Source organism: Paraburkholderia franconis (assembly GCF_009362735.1).
Lineage (GTDB): Bacteria > Pseudomonadota > Gammaproteobacteria > Burkholderiales > Burkholderiaceae > Paraburkholderia > Paraburkholderia franconis.
The window spans coordinates 62,511-80,637 of the sequence record NZ_WHNP01000019.1; the positions used below are offsets into that span (position 1 = coordinate 62,511).

Sequence of the window (18,127 nt, forward strand, 5' to 3'; positions counted from 1 at the left end):
GTGATGTTGGGCAGATAAGGCACCGTTGCCGATGCCTTGCCGTTGCGCTCAGTGGCCTGCGCTCTGGCCGCCGTCGACGTGCAGGATCTCGCCCGTGACGAACGGCGCGGAATCGAGGTACACGACGGCGTCGACGATGTCGCGCATTTCACCCATATGGCCGACGGGATGCAGCGCGCCGAGCGCTTCGTGCGTTTCCGGCGCGTGCATCGGCGACTTGATGATGCCCGGCGAGACGGCGTTTGCGCGAATACCCGTCTTCGCGTATTCGATTGCGAGCGATTTGGTGGCCGCATTCAGCCCGCCCTTCGTCAGCGATGCAAGCACCGACGGCACGCCGGAAACTGCATGATCGACGAGACTCGTTGTGATCTGCAACACATGGCCGCTTTCGTTCTTCTCCATCTCGGCGATTGCGAGCTGCGTGATATGGAAGAAGCCATTGACGTTGACGTTCAGCACGGCGGCATAGTCTTCAGCCGTGTATTGCGTGAACGGCTTCGCGATGAAGATGCCCGCGTTGTTGATCAGCGTATCGACACGGCCGAAGCGTTCGACGGCTTCGGAGACGGCACGCTTCGCCACTTCGCGATCGCCGATGTCGCCGGCGACTGTCACGATGTTCGGATCGTCAGACGGTTTGATCGAACGCGCGATTGCGACGACGCGATAGTCGCGCTCACGGAAAGCTTTGACGAGTTCTGCACCGATACCTTGCGATGCGCCAGTGACGATAACGACCTTTTGCGAGTTGCTCATGATTGACCTCAAGACGTTGGTGGCATTTGCCGTCGGGAATCGACAGCGCCGTTAGGTCGTCAATCTAGGCTTCCTCGATCCGCTTGCGTACACCCGCGGTGGACAAACAGTTTTGACGCGTGGGAACAAATGCGATGCCTTGCCCACGCCCGTCAATAGCCGACGGGCGGCGCGTGCGTGCGGACGGCGCGGATATGGCCGCGCGAAACGGTGTGTGAGTGGGGCGACTATTGACGTCGCGTCATAACGGTGCGGACGCCAGGCGTTGTTCAAGCGCGAGGCCGGGGCGGTGCGATGTGCGATCTGTGCGTGTTCTGGAATTCACTGGTGCGGAATTCCGCTACTCATTGAATGAAGCGGGCGAAGCGCCATTTCACTCGCTGTGATGGCACGCATCATCAAACATCATTTTACTTGATCGACTCGCGCTCCTATCGTTGAGCAAAAGAGGAAGAGCGCGGCGCACTGCGCCTAACCCGTAACGAAATACAGGAGACATCGTGGTCGATTCCACTGCGCATGACGACGTCCGGCAGTCGCCGGCATTCGAACGACTGGTCGCCCGACGACGCAGGCTCGTAGCATGGCTTACGTTGGGCACCTTGCTGCCGTACTACGCTTTCGTGTTCATCGCGGGTTTCGCGCCGCAAGTGCTTGCCACGCGGCTTTATCCAGGAAGTGTGATTACGATCGGCTGGCCTGTCGGTGTGATGTTGATCCTCGGAACGTGGGTTTTGACGGGCATCTACATCCGGCGCGCAAACTGCGAGTTCGACCAACTGACCGCTCGCATTGTCGCGGGAGGCGCCAAATGAAGCAGCCGATCAGAATCGCAGTCGCTGTGATCGCTGCTTTCGTTGCACGAGCGGCGATGGCCACGCCGGAATCGTTGGAGAAAGTACAGAAGCAGCCGCTGAACACCACTGCAATCGCGATGTTCGTCGTGTTCGTGATCGCGACGCTAGGCATCACGTACTGGTCCGCATCGAAGACGAAGTCGATGAAGGACTTCTACAACGCCGGCGGCGGCATTACCGGATTTCAGAACGGTCTCGCGCTCGCGGGCGACTATATGTCGGCGGCGGCTTTGCTCGGGCTGACGAGCATGATTTTCTTCAACGGCTACGACGGCATGCTTTACGCGGTGAGCTTCTTTGTCGCGTGGCCGCTGTTGATGTTTCTCTTTGCCGAACGCATCAGAAACCTGGGGCAAGTCACCATCGCCGATATTGCGTCGTTCCGGCTGGACCAGCAGAGAATTCGTACATTGATGGCGTTCGGTTCGTTGACAGTCGTCTGCTTCTATCTGGTCGTACAGATGGTGGGCGCAGGGCAGCTCATTCAGCTTCTGTTCGGGCTTCAGTACAACTACGCCGTCGTGGTGGTCGGCATTCTGATGGCCGTGTACGTTACGTTCGGCGGAATGGTGGCGACGACCTGGGTGCAAATCATCAAGGCCGTGCTGATGCTGTTCGGCGCAAGCCTGCTCGCGATATTGTCGTTGAGCCATTTCGGCTTTTCGATCGACAACATGTTCGAGCAGGCGATCGCCGTGCACAAGAGCGGAAGCGGCATCATGCTGCCGAGCAAACTCGTGGCCGATCCGTTCGAGATGATTTCGCTGTCGGTGGGGCTGGTGTTTGGCACATCGGGACTGCCTCACATCCTCATGCGCTTCTTTACCGTGCGCGATGCGAAGGCAGCGCGCAAGTCCGTGTTCGTCGCGACGGGGTTCATCGGATACTTCTTCCTCGTTGTCACCGTGCTGGGTACTGCCGCGATCGTGATCGTCGGACGCAATCCCGCCTTCTACGAGCATGGCGTACTCGGCGGAAAACTGATCGGCGGCGGCAACATGCCTGTGATGCATCTGGCCAAGGCCGTGGGCGGCGATTTCGTACTCGGCTTTCTGTCCGCGGTCGCATTTGCAACCATTCTGGCCGTCGTAGCGGGGCTCACGATGGCAGGAACCTCTGCGATTTCGCACGACCTGTACGCGATGGTGATCAAGCGAAACAGGGCCAATGCCGCGAAGGAAAAGCGCGTGTCGAGAATCGCGTCGATCGCCATCGCGGGTGTCGCTATTCTGCTCGGCATTCTTTTCAAGGATCAGAACGTCGCGTTTCTGGTGGCGCTGACATTCAGCGTCGCGGCATCCGTCAACTTTCCGATTCTGACGCTTGCGATCTACTGGAAAGGCTTGACGACGCGCGGCGCGCTGATGGGCGGCATCGCTGGCCTCGTGAGCGCAGTGAGTCTCGTCGTGCTTTCGCCCGCTGTGTGGGTGAAAGTACTCGGGCACGCGACGGCGATCTTTCCGTACGACTACCCCGCCATCGTCTCGATGACGATCGCGTTCTTCTTCACGTGGATCGGCTCGCTTACCGATCAGGGCGCGCGAGCATCGATTGAGCGTGAGAAGTTCGACGATCAGTTCGTTCGCGCTCAAACAGGCATTGGCTCTTCGGGTGCGGTCAGTCACTAGCTATTGATTGGAGTGGGAAATGTCGAAGCTGCAAACCTCATACGTGTCTGATTCCCGTTCGGACGGCGAGCGCGTGAAGTCCAGGTTTCAGGTGCGCGATAACGGCCTGGGCTTTTCGCCGATTACGATCGTGCTTCATTGGGTGGTGGCCGCGCTCGTGTTGTCGATCATCGCGATCGAAATCGCGCTTTCTGTTTCGCCGAACAGCGAGCTCGCGAAAGTGCTGAACCTGCTTGGCACAATTCTGTTCCCGGTATCGGTCTACCGGTTCTGGGCACGTACCACGTCTTATCATCCGTTGCCCCTCGGCACGCCGAATCCCGTTGAAGTGATGGTCAGCCGGTCGGTGGCGACGGCCCTCGCGCTCGCGATGGTGCTGCTGCCGATTGCGGCGTGGCTATCGAAGTCGGCGGCTGGTCTGCCAATCGAATTGCCCGGAGGGTTGTTCATTCCTGCGCCGATATCGCCGGATCGTCAGGCGGCGCGAATCTTCGACGTTCTCTTCAAGATCGGCGCAACGCCGTTTGTAATCGGGTTGGCGCTGCATATCTTCGGTGCCTGCAAGAACCATTTCGTGCTGAAAAACGACGCCTTGAAACGGATGCTTGGAAAACGTGTGGAGCTTTAACACCATGAGCACAATCAGTTATGAATTCGGCGGCAATGCCGTCACGGCACTTTGCGGAGTCGAATACCCGATCTTCCTCGCCGGTATGGCCGCTATTTCCGGTCCGACGCTCGTCGCCGCCGTTGCGAACGCAGGCGGAATGGGCACGATAGGCGGATTGCGCTTGCCGCCGCTCGCATTGCGCAAGTGGCTAAGGGAAACGAAAAGTCTGACGGACAAGCCGTTCGGCGTGAATCTCGTGCCGTCGTTTGGCGGCCCGGAAGTATTCGAAGCGCAGTTTCAGATCGTGCTTCAGGAAAAGCCGCGCATGCTGTCGCTGTTCTATGCCGAGAACTACCCGCATATGATCGCGCGCGCAAAAGACGCGGGAATGATAGTCATGGTTCAGGTGGGCTCAGTCGAGCTTGCGCGACAGGCGATTGCGCACGGCGCCGATATCATCACGGCCCAGGGCAGCGAGAGCGGCGGCCATTTGAATCGCGGCACCATTGGGCTGCTTTCGCTGTTGCCTGCGCTTATCGATGTTTCGGAAGGACGGCCCGTGCTGGCCGCAGGCGGAATTACGAATCGCGATGACGTTCGCATTGTGATGGAAATGGGCGCGGGCGGCGTGCTGGTTGGTACTGCATTTGTCGCGTGTGAGGAGTCGAATGCTCATCCGCTCTATAAGCAGAAGATCGTCGAGGCTACCGTCGACGACACCGAGTATCGAACGGGTTACTCGTTCGGATGGAAATACGGCACGCCGCATCGCGTGATTCCGAATCGCGACAAGTGGAACCTGTTGCGTTTTATCGGCGGCGGCGCGCGCGCGATCGACAAGCCGAAGATGGCGCAAAAGCTGTCGCTCTATGCGGGCCAGGGCGTGGGAAAGATCGACCGCGTTATCTCGGCCGCCGAGCGTGTGGCTGAACTGGCTCAAGGTTTGAGCAGCGGCCGCGAACGGATTCGGGCCGGCTCAGTCGAGCCATTCAACGAAGTACATTTGCGTTACGCCTGACGGTGCTTGAACGAAAGACGACGTGTTGTGAACCGACATCATGGTTCAAGGCGTGTCGTTTTTCGCAGCACTCTTTTGCACGACGACACCTGCCTGCCATATCGGGCAAGGCAGAAAGGCGAGCGAGTCAGTGAACGCTCGCGCCGGATTCCGCAGCGTCGATACGTGCCAGCACAGTCGTCAAGATGTTCTCATTGGCCGGTTCCTGAGCGCTGCCATCCACTGCAATCTGCTGATGCGCAAGTTCGATCATCGCCGTGAGCGCCGGCGTGACGAGCGCGTCCTTGTTGCGGATGAACACGGTCTTGACGTTCGAAAATTCCTGCGGCAGTTCATGACAGTGAACGGAGTGCCGCGTGCCGTGGCCCTCGACGACCGATCGCGGCAGCAACGTGATGCCCATGCCGGCAGCGACGCACGACATGATTCCATCCAGCGTGCCCAGTTCCATGATCTGACCAGGAATGATGCCCGCCTGATAGAACCAGTGTTCGAGCGTTGAACGATAGAAACAACCCGTCCTGAAGACGAGGACGGTTTGACGGGACATCTCGTTCGTAAGAGCCGACAGCGAGTCGAATTCGATGCCGCTCACGAGAACCAGTTCTTCATGAAAGACTTCTTCCTGATACAGCGACGAAGTCTGATGAAAGCCGCCGACAAAAGCGCCATCCAGCCGATGAGATTGGACGGCCTTGATCAACTCGGTCGTCGTGCCCGTCATCAGCGACAGCTGAACTTGCGGATATTGCTCGTGATATCTGGCGAGGATTTTCGGCAAACGGATCGCGGCTGTCGTTTCCATCGACCCGAGCCGCAACAGCCCTCGTGGCGATGCGTTGTCGAGCAACGCATTGCGGCTCTCATCCGTCAGTTGAAGAATACGCTGCGCGTAGCCCAGGAAGATTTGCCCTGCCGACGTAAGCACTACGCCATTCTTCTGTCGAATGAATAGCTGCTGGTTCAATTCCGCTTCCAGCTCTTTGATGCGCATCGTCACGTTCGACTGCACGTTGTGAATTTTTTCAGCCGCTGCCGTGAAGCTGCCGTGCTCCGCGACCGCACAAAATATTCTCAGATGCCGCAGTTCCATTTTGCGCCTCGCCGGATCACGTCGGATGGTGGACGCTCAGGCTAGCACATTCACGCAATGATGAACGCGCCTCGCGGGACATGATCGCGCGCATCGTTGAGCAGTGGGAAACCATAAGCAAAAGCCACTGCGTGGCCTCATGCGCCGTGCTTTCTGTAGCGCGACGGCGTTGTGCCCATGCGTTCGGAGAAAAGCGCTGTCATGTGCTGCTGCGAAGAAAATCCACAAGCTGCGGCCACATCGCAAAGCGGCGTGGCCGTCGCGCGCAGCATGCGGGCAGCCGCATTCAGGCGCTTCTCGACCACGAAGCGATACAGCGAATGACCCGTTCGCGCTTTCACGCCATCGGAGACGACCCGCACGGGAAGATCGAGCGTTGCCGCGATTTGCGTGCAGTTCAATGCGTCGTCGAGGTTCTCATCGACATACTGTTCGAGGCGATCGAATTCGACGTTCGACAGTGTCGACGGATGAACGTCCTTAGCCGCTTGAAGTTGCCGCGTCGTTTCGATCCATGCGAGCGTTGCGAGACACTGGATTTCCCACGGATCGACGGGCAACGCGGCATTCGATGTCGTCTTCATCCGCGCATAGCGCACCAGATGACGGATCGCGTCAGCAGCGAGATTGTCGCGATTGACGGCGCTTCTCGATGCATCCGCATGCACGTCGTTCATGCCGCGCTTGAATTCATCCGAATAGCGAAACGCAACGAAGCCGAGGCGGACCTGCTGCGCGTCGATATGCATCTTTCCGCCACGCGGATGAAATGCCGCTGTCTCCGCGCGAAACGTGAGCGGAAGGGCGGGGCCGTCGTCGTAACGCGTATTCGAAACGATCGTGCCGAGCAGCAGACAGACCGTATCCGACGTGTTGTGAATGTCGAATGTGTACGGCTGCGCGCCCGAAATGCAGTATTCGAGCCCACGCGCGCCGGGCACGACGGCGAATGCATCGATAGTTCGGCCAGCCGGTCGCTGGGTCAATGCGGTCATGTTTGTCTCCGTTTCCGTCGATGACGCACTGACGCAGGCTTGCGGCTCGACGTTCGTATTTCTGCATTCACTCGAGTATAGAAGAGCGCATCGACGCGGACGTGTTCCGATGGTTCGCCATTCGCGAACGCCGCGTCCGCGATTTTCATCCTGGTAGCGACCCTGATAGCGCGATTTAAACCGGAATCTGTAAAGCGCGAAACCTGAAAGACTCGTTGATTACGTCGACGTACGGTGCACTCCATGCCTCGCGGCACACGACACCAAAACGGAGACGACGATGAGAGCACCATTGGCGCGCAAGCGCATTCGGCATTGGCGGCACGGCGCGCGGCGGCTCGGCAGGACGCTGGTCGCGTTGCTCGGCATGACGGGCACGCTGCCGCTCGCCGATGCCGCCTACGCTTCAGGCATACCGTTCGCAACCGACCGGCCGCAGACGTGGCAATTCAGCTCTGACTTCGAGGGCACTTACGATTCGTTCGGCGAAAACATCTGGTGGAATCACGACAGCCGCGCGTTCGATTCGCACGGCAATCAGATCGACGGCCCCGACACGAATACCTTCGTCGGACTGTCGACGTTCATCCACTACTGGAAGCTGCCGTCGCTTCCGCATGTCGGCTTCAATGCGAGCATTACTTTGCCCGCGATCCGCACACAGGGCTCGCATTTCGCCGCAAGCGGAATCGGCGATCCGCTGATCGGCGGACTCGTCTGGTACAACCCGGCACCTGCGACGACGCTCGGTTTTCAGGCCTACGTGCAGGTGCCCATCGGACAGAACAGCGTATCGACTAACACCTGGTCGTTCTGGCCTTCCGTGTTTTACGACGACTGGTACGGCCATGTGAACGTGGATCTTCTCGTCGGCGGCATTCTGCGCGGACGCACGCTGCAATCGGGTCACGACGATCTCAGTCCCGGCGACACGTTTCATCTGAATCTGCGCATTGGCTACAGCATTTCGCCACCGGACAATCCGTTCGCCATTCCTTTTTTCGCGCTCGATCATCAGACGAGCGGCGGCACCTTCAACCAGACGTTGGGTATCCCCGTTGGAAACAGCGCGAGCCGTGAAACGACGGTCGGCGCGGGCGTGCTGTTCCAGTTCAAGCCGAACAGCCTGCCATTCGTGCATCAGAAGATGTACGACCAGCTTTCCATCCAGTACCAGCACTCGGTGTCGGGGCGCAACACGACGATGACCAATGCGGTTCTCGTGCAGGCGTGGCACTACTGGTAAGCGATGCCCCCCATTCACCGATCGAAAGCAATAACCCAGGAGACAACCATGAGTGACGAAATCCAGATGCCCGCCACGTCGCGGCGCAATTTCATCAAGGCGGCAGGCGCGGGCACGGCGGCCGCCGCATTCGGCGCGGTGACGCTTTCCGCCAAAGCCGCCGATCAACTGAAATTCGACGCGGAATACGACATCGTCGTGTGCGGCGGCGGAGGCGGCGGCTTGCCCTGCGCGCTCTTTTCGCGCTGGCTCGGCAACCGCGTTGCAATTCTCGAGAAGGCGGGCAGCGTCGGCGGCACGGCGGCGAAAGCGGCCTTCTGGTACTGGGTGCCCAACAACGAGCCGATGCGTCGCGCGGGCATCGCCGATCCGAAGGACGATTATCTGCGCTACGTCGCGCGTCTTTCGCGGCCCGAGCAATACGATCCCGCGCTGCCGAGGTTCGGCCTCTCCGAGTGGGAGTACGAGATGTGCGAAGCGATCTACGACAGCGCATCGCCGGCGGCGGAATTGCTCGCATCGAAAGGCGCGCTGCCGTACCGGCACGAAGCGGCCGTCCCTGACTACTGGGCCGAGCTGCCCGAAAACAAGGCGCCGCGTGGCCGCGTACTGTTTCCGAAGGAAGGCTTGCCTAGCATGTCGGATGGCGGCCGCGTCGCGATTCGCACGATGAGCGCTGCCGCTCGGCGCGACGGCATCGATATCCGCACGGGTTATCGCGTGCAAAAAGTACTGGTCGATGCGAACGGCGCTGTGACGGGCGTCGAGGCGCTGACGGAAGAAGGCACGGTCTTTCGCGCGCGTGCAACGAAGGCCGTCGTGTTTGCAACGGGCGGCTTTACGCACGATCCGGAGTTGCGCAGGAATTTCCTCCACGGCGCCGTGTATGGCGGATGCGCGGCCGTCACCAACGAAGGCGACTTCGTTCGCATCTCAAGCGCATTCGACGTGCAGCTGCGCAACATGAACTACTCGTGGATGGCGCCGATCTCGCTCGACAAGGCCATTGCAAAGGACGGCTCGCTCTCCGGCATCTTCACGCCGACGGGCGATTCGATGCTGTACGTGAACCGGTATGGCAAGCGCGTCGTCAACGAGAAGCTCGCTTATAACGAAGTGTGCGCGACTTTCTCGCAATGGGACGGCTCGAAAGGCGAGTACCCGAATCTCGCGCTGATCTCGATCTGGGATCAACAGGCGCAGGACCACTGCGCAAGCGACGACTACGGCAGCCTGATTGTGCCGTCCGGCTCGAACGACAGGCACGTGATGCGCGGCAACACATTGCAGGAGCTGGCAAACGCCATTCGCGAGCGGCTTTCGAAGCATGCGAATGCTCTCGGCGGCATGCAGCTGAGCGACGACTTCGTGCAGAACCTCGATGCGACCATCAAGCGTTTCAACGGCTTTGCGAAGGCAGGCAAGGATGCAGATTTTCATCGCGGCGAACGCATCGTCGAAAAGCTGTTCAATGGACCCGTCCAGAAGAAGGCCGATCAGAAAAACGAAACGATGTACCCGCTCAACACGAAAGGACCGTACTACGCGGCGCTGATCGTCGCGGGCAATCTGGATACGAAGGGCGGCCCGAAGACGAATTCGCATGGCCAGGTGCTCGACGTGCGCGAGGTGCCCATCAAAGGTCTGTATGGCGTCGGCAATTGCGTCGCGTCGGCGTCGGCACGCGCGTATTGGGCGGGCGGCGGCACGCTCGGACCGATCATCGCGTTCGCGTATCGCGCGGCGAACGCGGCGCACGCCGAGAACACTTCACGCGCATGACGGGAGGCAAGATGAAACGCATCAGCACATTATCGATTGCGATCGGCACCTCGTTCGCGCTCATGAGCGCAGCGGGTTACGCTCAGGACTCGGCCGACCTTGCGGCTCTCGCCGCATCAGGAAAGAAGCTCGCGACCAACAACTGCGCGGTATGTCACACGTTCGGCAAGGGCGAGCCGAACGGACAGGGGCCGAACCTCTTTGGCATCGTCGGCAGGCCGATGGCTGCGCAGCCCGGCTTCAAGTACTCGGCGGGCATGCAGGCGGCTGCGTCGGGCAAGGTGTGGGACGAAAAATTGCTCGACGCGTGGCTCTCCGATACGCAGACCGTCGCGCCGGGCAACGCAATGACGTACTTCGAAGGCGACGATGCGCGTCGGCGAAAGATCATCGCGTATCTGAGCACGCTTCACTGACATCAACAGGAGACTGAACATGGAAACCACCACGATGACGGATGAACAACGCAAGACCATTGCAATCGAATATTTGCGCAGGCTGGACCGCGGCGTGTCCGTATTCGATCTCTTCGACGACCACGCGGAAGTGTATTTTCCGAAATGGGGCATTGCGTCGGGCCGCGCGTCGTTCGAGAAGCTTTTCACGGACCTCGGTTCGATCGTGTCGAAGTTCAAACACGATCTTGCCTATTTGAACGTGATTCAGCAGGGCGACATGGTGGTCGTCGAGGGCACGAGCTACGGAACGAGCAAGGGCGGCGTCGACTGGCGCGCGGGCGTGTCGCATGCGGGGCGCTGGTGCGATGTGTTCGAGATCCGCGGCTTCAAGATTCAGCGGTGCTTTATTTACCTCGATCCGGATTATGAGGGTGCGGATACGGAGCGGTATCCGTGGTTGGCGCGGTAGGGGCCTCTCGTGGCAGGAGGGCAGCGTCGCTGCCCTTCGTTGCGCGTCGCAATTGATGCTTGTGTGGTTTCCGCTCGCATGACGCTCGCATATTTTCGCCATTTATTTTCGATTTTTGTCGTCGGCTGCGGAGCTAAGATCATCGCAGCCGAAAATAGAAAAGAGGCGGAGAGAAATGGCGAGCACGTTGAAGCTGTCTGCGTCTGCGGGCGCGAGCAAGTCGTCGAAGATAGACGCCATTCGATTTCTCGCAGCCTTCTGGGTGCTGATGTACCACTTTCGGCCGCCGGCGTTCAAGGAACTGCTGCCGCATCAGCTTGGCTCTTTGGGCGGCGCATTGTGGTCAGGATCGACAGCGCTGTTTGCAGGGCCTGCCGCCGTCATCGTGTTCTTCGTGATTTCCGGTTATTGCATTCATAGTGCGTATCACCGGGATGTGGCGCTCAAGCCCGTCAACTATTACGCGTCGCGCTTCATTCGCATCGGCTTGCCGCTGGTGATCCTGTTGTGCGTGGTTCAGCCGCTGCCGACAGGGCAAAACTATCTGGAATCCGTGCTGTGGTCGCTCTACTGCGAGATGGTCTATTACGCGGTGTACCCGATCTTGCGGCCGCGGTTTCGCTATATCGGCGAAATGATCGTCGGCACTGCGATGGCGGCGGCCGTGATGGTGGCATCGGTGCGCCTCTTCGGACATCCCGCTTGTCACGGCTGCGTCTACGAGACGTATGGCGTTTCGGGTACCGCGCTGCTGTACGCGGCGGGCTGGATTTCCGGCTGCATGATTGCGGAGACGCAGCGTAACGCCGCGCGGTTCCAGGTTCGCGGCGCCTATTCGCCGCTTACGATGACGATCGAGCGAGGCCTTGCGCGAAGCACCCGCTGTTTTGCGAACCATCTCGTCGCGCTGAGAGTGGCAGTCGTCACGTCGGGCGCGGCCATCATGATCCTGCTATCCGGATCGAGCCTCAAACCGGCGATGTTGCCGCTGATCACACCCGACATCACGCTTTCGCTGTTCCAGTTTCTTGCGGCGGTCTGGATTGCGGCGGAGACGGCCACGCCTTCGCAATCCGGCGTCTGGTCCCGAATGGCCGCGTTGGGTGCGTGGTCCTATAGCCTCTATCTTTGTCACAAGACTGCGCTTGCGTTGCTTGAAGTAGCGGGACTCGACGGTACGTCACGGTTTGCATGGTTCGTCGAAGTGCCGTTGGCGTTCGTCATCAGCTATGCGTTCTATCGGATGATCGAACGGCCTTCGCATCTGGTTTCACAGCGGCTGCGCAAATACACGCCCGACGCGCCGGCCGCACCCGCCGCGTAAAGCACGTGCGTCACGGCGTCCAGCGATAGACGATGATGCTAGAGCCGTTGTAGTTGTCCTTCGTGACCACGTATTCGCCTGTTGACCGGAGGTAGGCTCTCAGCCCATACATCGAGTCCACATCGTTGCCCACGTCCACCGTGCCGGGGCTCGAGTTGGTCAGCGTGGCATCGAGATGGCCCGTAGTGAGATTGAATGCGTCGATATTGGGCACGGTATGCACGTATCCGACGAAGAGATAGTTGCCCGCTGCCGTAATCGACTTCGGGTTGGCGCTCGTCAGATTGATCACCGGGTCGGGCTTGGTTGTGTTGCCCGCGCTCCAGCCGTGATACACCTCGATTCGCGCTTGTATCGCGGTCCAGTCCGGGCTTCCCGCGATGCCCTGCGCAAGGATCATGGTGTCGGTATCCGCGAGATAGACGATGCGCGTCAACGGACGGATGCTCTGCGGAATCGGCAGCGCGATGCCTGGGCCCCACATGGGCTTGCCATTGCCGTCGAAGCCCGTCAGCGGATAGTGATAGAGGTGATTCGTTCTATCGAGACCGGCCCACACGTCGCCTTTGCTGTCGATGCAAAAGCCCCCCGTGATCGGCCGCGTCGTATTGAACGTGGGCCCCGGAATCGATCCATCGGGTGTGGCGATGTAGCCTTTGGCCGGATCGAAATGAAAGAAGTAGAAGATCGCGGGGTTCTGCCCGGACGCAACGAGAATCCGATTGCCGCCGACACTGACGAGCTGGCCGAAGTGCTCGTTGCGTTGCGTGTCGTTCACGTTGAGCCGGGGGTCATCCGGATAGCTGAACGGATCGACGGTATTCGCGACGAAAGTGCCGCCCGTAGTGCCCGTATAGATGTTGGTGCCGCTGTAGAAATAGGCGCCATCCGTCGCAGGGTCGGGTGCAGCGACTGCCTCGAAGTTGAGGGACTGGAGTTTCCATTGCAGGTTGCCGGCGCTGTCATATGCGTGAATATCGGTGCCGCCGTTGCGACCGAGATCCCATCCGCCGCCCCACGGGTTATTGAGTACATACAGATTGCCGGCTGAGTCCTTGCCGATGCCGGTAATGCGCGTGAAGCGCTTGTCGCCCACCTGGCCTTTGATGCCCGACGTGGTGTCGAGATAGCCACCCTGAACGCCGAATGTGCCGACAAGCGTCGGCGGGCCCGAAACGTCATAGAGCTTGATGTTCATATCGGGGCCTTCGTCGCCGACCATCAGCCGATTGGACGACGCATCGAAATACAACGCGGACGGACGCGACGTCACGGGCATCTGGATGGTATTGAGCGGCGCGCCTGCCGGACTGAATTCGGCGATGACGCCTGCGCTCTCACGGGCGACCCAGACGTTACCCGCGCTATCCAGCGCGAGTGCGCCGGGACTCGTCACGCCGATGTCCTGTTGCCAGACGCCGTCCGTCGTGAAGACGCGGACGCGATTGGCGAAAAAGTCGCTCGCATACAGCAGCGAGCCGGCCGTTGCAAGCCCGGTGATCGCGTCGGCCCGGCTGACCTTGTTCCACGTGCTGACGTTGATGACGAGATCGCGTTGACGCGTTGCCCGGTTATATCGTCCGACGGCCCCGCTTCCATACGAGCTGCCGGACTGCATCGCCGCGAAGATCGCGGTGGCGTTGCCCGTAATCGCACCGCCCTGAAGCTCGTTGTGGATGCCGATGGAGCCGAGGCTTTGCCCATTCTGATAGACCGCGATTCCGCCTTCGTTTTCGTCCCAGAAGGAAGCCGTATAAATGACGCCTTCGGGCGCGACCCACATCGAGCGCGCGGCATTGCCTACGTGCGACGCCAGCGTTCCGAACGTGTTCGCGAGCCAGTCGGTGGTGTACTGCGCATGACAAACTGTGGCGATCAATGCGATCACGGCGCCAAAGAATGCATGCTGGATTCGCTTCGTGCTCATCTGCGTTGTTCTCCCTACAGCAGTTCTTTGGAAAGAGTGATCCCTCACCATTCGTTACTGGTCGCTCGCAATGACAGGTATTTTAGTTTGCCAATGTGTCGATATGAGTGCGATATCGCAACTAATGCTGCGTGCATCGTTGCAGGTGCAACGTGTGTGATTGCGTTGGGGGAAAGGGGCGGTGGTTTCAGCGGTGATCGCGCTTATTGTGCCGCTTATGTGGAGCGGCACGCGATCCAGCGGGTCGAGCAAGGCGTATGTTCTCCGATGCCGTTGGGCATAGGTCCTTGCTCGCGAGGGTATGTCGATACGATCAGAACGTGTGACGCATGTCCACGGTAACGGCGACTGGCGTGTTGGTCGCCGATGGCGACAATGTGTTGATCATCGCGTGCGAGAGCACCGAATCTGCGGGTGCGCCGTGCACGTTCTGGTAGACGCCTTCGAGATAGAAGTCGGTGCGCTTGCTCAACGCATAGTCGGTTTGACGCGTCGTACAAATGGATCGCGCAAAAACGTTGGGCTTTCAATTCTCCGACGGCACAGTGAATGACAGAAATATGGGCTTACATTTTGGCTATATTTGTTGAATGTTTGGTCTGCTTTTGCTCTTCATTGCATGAGGCAATCGCCATTACGATGGTCGGTCTCACCACCGCGTGAGCCGGGAAGCGAGCCAGTCAGGCGTGTGCGCGATCCCGGACAGGCATCGACAACCAAATGGAGGCGTTGTACACAAGAAGCTCGCCCGACTGGCCGTTCAGGAACAAAAATGGCTACCACGAGAAAGCACGGCAGCGGACGGGTTTGCGCGTAGCAGGCTAAGGTCGAGGTCCAGTCGCAGTGCGCGTCGGCGACGCGCATGAGCACCGGGATCTCCACTTTCTGCCTGTCTTCTTGCTATTGCTACGAATCCGGTGGTACTACAACAATGATTACCTTCGATACAACCATCGAGACATATCTCGCGCACCTGAATCTCGGTCCGCTGCCGAGCCTTGCGATGAGAGCCCTCACCGATATGTACACGTTCAGAGGGCTCGTGCTCATCCCGATCCTATGGTGGATCTGGTTCAAGCCCGGTGAGCGGCAGGAATGGCAGCGCGAAGTGGTCATCGCAACCGTTGCGAGCAGCTTACTGGCGCTTGCCGTTGGACGACTGCTCGCCGACTGCCTGCCGTTTCGGGTACGTCCTGTCTACAATACTGAATTGCATTTGCAATTCGCGACAGGTTCTTTGCATGACGCTATGCTTTCGAACTGGAGCTCGTTTCCGAGCGACCACGCGATGCTATGGATGTCGGTCGCGACGGGCGTTTTTATCGTCTCGCGCTTCGCGGGAGCACTCGTATTTCTGTATACGGCCATTTTCATCTGCTTTCCGCGCGCTTACTTCGGCTTTCACTATCCGACTGACCTGCTCGCGGGTACGGCAATTGGAATTGCTATTACTTATCTGATGACGCGGACCCCCGTCCGGACGCGTTATGCAACGCCATCGTTGCAATGGATGGAGCGCTATCCGGGGCCTTCCTCGATGCTGGCGTTCATTCTGTGCTTCGAGCTCGTCACGCAATTCGATGAACTCCGCAGAATTGCGAGTGTGGCTTCAAAGGCGCTTTGAATGCGGCCAGCGCTCCACGCGAACGAGTCTCATTGATAGCGAGCCCATTGCAGTCGTCGTGCAAGGTAAAGAAAGAATTTGCACTCTCTACAGGGCATTTTTTCAATGCGCCGTGAAATAACTAATTCAAGCCACGACGGCTGATCTGCGTTCGGATGGCACAGATACTGCATTTCCTCGCTTCGTGCATTGCCTGCCCATCGGCGCACATGACACGAGCTGCAATCGGGGAGGGTCGCGGTGTCCGCCATCAATGTCAGCCGGAGGCAACGATGTATGTCAGCGCTCTTGCGCCGTAACTTCGACGAACCATCTTGCAGGCAGGCCGCCCCTTCTTCCGGCTCGACGCGGAAGCGTGTCGCGGTTGTCCCGTGCGCGCTCGTATTCATCGAAACGGGCAGTACGGGAAGCCCTAATTGCACGCGCACTGATCCCTTGTGCTACCTCGAACAGGCCATTACGCTCAACCGCAGCCTGATCGCGGTCGGGCTGCCGAGATTGACCGTCGCGACAAACGTCGCCGAGCAGATCGAGCAATATCTGACGAAGGTCGATTCCGATTCGCGTCCCCGCGTGCTGCAATTGAGCCCGTCCAGATTGACGTTGCCGAAAATGACGCGGTTCTACAGCGCACACTTCAAGCTGGACATGATGGAGCAAGTCGCCGCGACGCTGCACGAAGGCGAGTTGCTCATGCTGCTCGATACCGACATGCTCGCGCTTCGGGCGCTCGACGAAGAACTTCTACGACGGTGTCAAATGATAGGTGTAGGCGCATTTGACATCTCTGATCAGGAGTTTTCGGCCTACGGTGACGCACGCGTCATTAGGGACCTCGAAACAGTAGCGGGAAAGTCGCTTCGAAATCCGCGATGGTTTGGCGGCGAGGTACTGCTTGCGTCGACCGGCTTCGTCAATGAACTCGTGCCTTATGCTCACGCGTGCTTCGAGCGTTACAGACTTGCCATAGATGACTTGAATCACAACGGAGATGAGGCATTTATTTCTGCAGCACTCAATCTGTTGGCAGACGAGGGCCATCAGATCATCGATCTTGGCGCACACCGGCTTGTTGGACGCCACTGGTCCGGCAATACACACCGGGATCTTCGCTGGTTCAAAGGATGTTCGCTGCTCCATCTGCCCGGGTGCAAGCGGCTGCTCGAGCGCGAGGCGCACCGGGACACCTTCAGTGCAGAGCGGGTGTGGCGAAATCTGGTACTGCGGCACGAGCTCAATCGAACCGTCTGGCCACTCAGGCGATGGGTCCGCTCGCGCGCACGATCGCGTTACGACGGGCGCCTGCAGCGTGATGCGATCAGGTCGACTGCAGCAGTCGATGTTCTCGTTTTCGATCCGGATGCGGGGCGGCTGTCCGGACTCGTATCCAGACTCACTTCGCAGGGCATGCAGGTCATGCCCGCCATCACGACAGAGGAAGCGCGAAATGAGGCTCGACGGCTCAATCCGCGTGTCATCGTCGCATCGAGTCCGATTGGCGCAGCCAATGCCGGTGATTTGCTTGGAGATCTTTCGCGACTGCCGGACCGTTCGCATCGTCCCGTCATGATCGCCTTCTCGATCGATGACGTGTGCCTCGACTGGGGGCCGGAATGGGATCGTTGGTTCCCCCGATCGGCGGATCCTGGCGAAGTTGTGCGAGCAGTAAGAGATGCACTTACACGACGGTAGGCAGTACTATTTTCACGCTATATGGCCTATTGTCGTTATTTCGACAGTACCTTTTACTCATCTCCGAAATCATGAATTGCTGCGCTATTGCAGCGCCGTATTCCTTAATTCGGTAAAAAAGAACCCGATATTGGGCGTATATGGTAGAGATTGCCGCTACTCGTTAAGACGCTTCCAGGGTCGATACCGAAAAAATATTCTCGACGCGGTGAAAATTGCATCACCGCTTAGTGCTATCAAGTAAGTTCTCCCCCTCTTCGCTAAGCAGAGAAACAGGCGCGCATTGGCCTGCGCTGCGCCAATCTAGTCAGTAGCTCTGCTGCGCCAGACAAGTCGAATACACCCAACGAACAATTTCTCCCGCCCATACGCGCAAGACTATCTCGCGCGTGACCAAAAAAGGCGGAATTCCTTTTCGACCGCAAACAATCAGAAGAATCGTGCTATTTACCCATTCATTTCCGATTTGTATGTGAATATCAGTCGTATCCGGGTATTATTTGCACCGATTCAAAAGAAAGGCGCGCACAAATTGCCGGGCGATTTTTCCGTATCTGCGCGGCAAACGTTTGCGCTTTGCACAAAGATGGGCGGTAGTCCGTGGCAACGCATTGGGAATCGTCGGAGCTCGCTAGTCAAAGCCTCCTAGGGGTGGACGGATCTGCCCTCAGTCGTGGACTTTGAATCCTAGCGTCACCCGCTCGA

15 protein-coding genes and 1 pseudogene are annotated in these 18,127 nt (G+C 58.9%); 11 read left to right on the forward strand and 5 right to left on the reverse strand.

Annotated elements, in window-relative coordinates; translation table 11 throughout:
- Nucleotides 1-48: 48 nt before the first annotated feature.
- The gene (locus GCT13_RS21075; RefSeq protein WP_152761241.1) at nt 49-759 is read right to left on the reverse strand and encodes an SDR family NAD(P)-dependent oxidoreductase; all 711 of its coding nucleotides are present in this window, start codon (nt 757-759) and stop codon (nt 49-51) included.
- A gap of 500 nt (nt 760-1,259) precedes the next feature.
- On the opposite strand from GCT13_RS21075, the gene GCT13_RS21080 reads away from it, so the two are divergent.
- From GCT13_RS21080 to GCT13_RS21095, 4 genes are read left to right on the forward strand one after another with little or no spacing between them, the layout of a single operon-like run.
- A complete protein-coding gene (locus tag GCT13_RS21080) occupies nt 1,260-1,574 on the forward strand; it encodes a DUF485 domain-containing protein (RefSeq protein ID WP_321574510.1) in 315 nt (104 codons plus the stop codon).
- A complete protein-coding gene (locus GCT13_RS21085; RefSeq protein WP_152761243.1) occupies nt 1,571-3,244 on the forward strand; it encodes a cation acetate symporter in 1,674 nt (557 codons plus the stop codon). Before GCT13_RS21080 ends, GCT13_RS21085 begins: the two co-directional genes overlap by 4 nt.
- A gap of 19 nt (nt 3,245-3,263) precedes the next feature.
- Entirely contained in the window at nt 3,264-3,872 is a 609-nt protein-coding gene (locus GCT13_RS21090) for a cytochrome b (RefSeq protein ID WP_152761245.1), read from the forward strand.
- 4 nt (nt 3,873-3,876) lie between these two features.
- Nucleotides 3,877-4,872, forward strand: a complete 996-nt coding sequence (locus GCT13_RS21095; protein ID WP_152761247.1) for an NAD(P)H-dependent flavin oxidoreductase — start codon at nt 3,877-3,879, stop codon at nt 4,870-4,872.
- Between the two features lie 127 nt (nt 4,873-4,999).
- Here GCT13_RS21095 and GCT13_RS21100 read toward each other — a convergent pair whose 3' ends face one another.
- Both GCT13_RS21100 and GCT13_RS21105 read right to left on the reverse strand, forming a co-directional pair.
- Nucleotides 5,000-5,965: a LysR family transcriptional regulator gene (locus GCT13_RS21100; RefSeq protein ID WP_152761249.1), complete on the reverse strand. Its 966-nt coding sequence runs from the start codon at nt 5,963-5,965 to the stop codon at nt 5,000-5,002.
- A gap of 137 nt (nt 5,966-6,102) precedes the next feature.
- Nucleotides 6,103-6,960 carry a helix-turn-helix domain-containing protein gene (locus tag GCT13_RS21105; RefSeq protein WP_152761251.1) on the reverse strand — a complete coding sequence of 286 codons (858 nt, stop codon included), beginning with the start codon at nt 6,958-6,960 and terminating at the stop codon, nt 6,103-6,105.
- A gap of 280 nt (nt 6,961-7,240) precedes the next feature.
- Between GCT13_RS21105 and GCT13_RS21110 the strand changes: the two genes are divergently transcribed.
- From GCT13_RS21110 to GCT13_RS21130, 5 genes are all read left to right on the forward strand, one after another.
- The gene (locus GCT13_RS21110; protein ID WP_227746930.1) at nt 7,241-8,206 is read left to right on the forward strand and encodes a transporter; all 966 of its coding nucleotides are present in this window, start codon (nt 7,241-7,243) and stop codon (nt 8,204-8,206) included.
- A 48-nt stretch (nt 8,207-8,254) separates the two neighbouring features.
- Complete coding sequence (locus tag GCT13_RS21115) at nt 8,255-9,988, forward strand: FAD-dependent oxidoreductase (RefSeq protein WP_152761253.1); 1,734 nt, start codon at nt 8,255-8,257, stop codon at nt 9,986-9,988.
- Between the two features lie 11 nt (nt 9,989-9,999).
- Nucleotides 10,000-10,404, forward strand: a complete 405-nt coding sequence (locus tag GCT13_RS21120; protein ID WP_152761255.1) for a c-type cytochrome — start codon at nt 10,000-10,002, stop codon at nt 10,402-10,404.
- Between the two features lie 19 nt (nt 10,405-10,423).
- On the forward strand, nt 10,424-10,855 hold the full coding sequence (locus GCT13_RS21125; protein WP_152761257.1) for a nuclear transport factor 2 family protein: 432 nt from the start codon (nt 10,424-10,426) through the stop codon (nt 10,853-10,855).
- A gap of 175 nt (nt 10,856-11,030) precedes the next feature.
- Entirely contained in the window at nt 11,031-12,179 is a 1,149-nt protein-coding gene (locus GCT13_RS21130) for an acyltransferase family protein (protein WP_152761259.1), read from the forward strand.
- 10 nt (nt 12,180-12,189) lie between these two features.
- On the opposite strand, the gene GCT13_RS21135 is transcribed toward GCT13_RS21130, so the two are convergent.
- Entirely contained in the window at nt 12,190-14,106 is a 1,917-nt protein-coding gene (locus GCT13_RS21135) for an SMP-30/gluconolactonase/LRE family protein (RefSeq protein WP_152761261.1), read from the reverse strand.
- Between the two features lie 313 nt (nt 14,107-14,419).
- A pseudogene (locus GCT13_RS21140) lies at nt 14,420-14,593 on the reverse strand (porin); the annotation flags it as partial.
- Between the two features lie 444 nt (nt 14,594-15,037).
- Between GCT13_RS21140 and GCT13_RS21145 the strand changes: the two are divergent.
- Together GCT13_RS21145 and GCT13_RS21150 are read left to right on the forward strand one after the other, a co-directional pair.
- A complete protein-coding gene (locus GCT13_RS21145; RefSeq protein ID WP_152761375.1) occupies nt 15,038-15,730 on the forward strand; it encodes a phosphatase PAP2 family protein in 693 nt (230 codons plus the stop codon).
- A gap of 276 nt (nt 15,731-16,006) precedes the next feature.
- Nucleotides 16,007-17,422, forward strand: a complete 1,416-nt coding sequence (locus GCT13_RS21150) for a response regulator receiver protein (protein ID WP_152761263.1) — start codon at nt 16,007-16,009, stop codon at nt 17,420-17,422.
- The last annotated feature ends 705 nt before the right edge of the window (nt 17,423-18,127 follow it).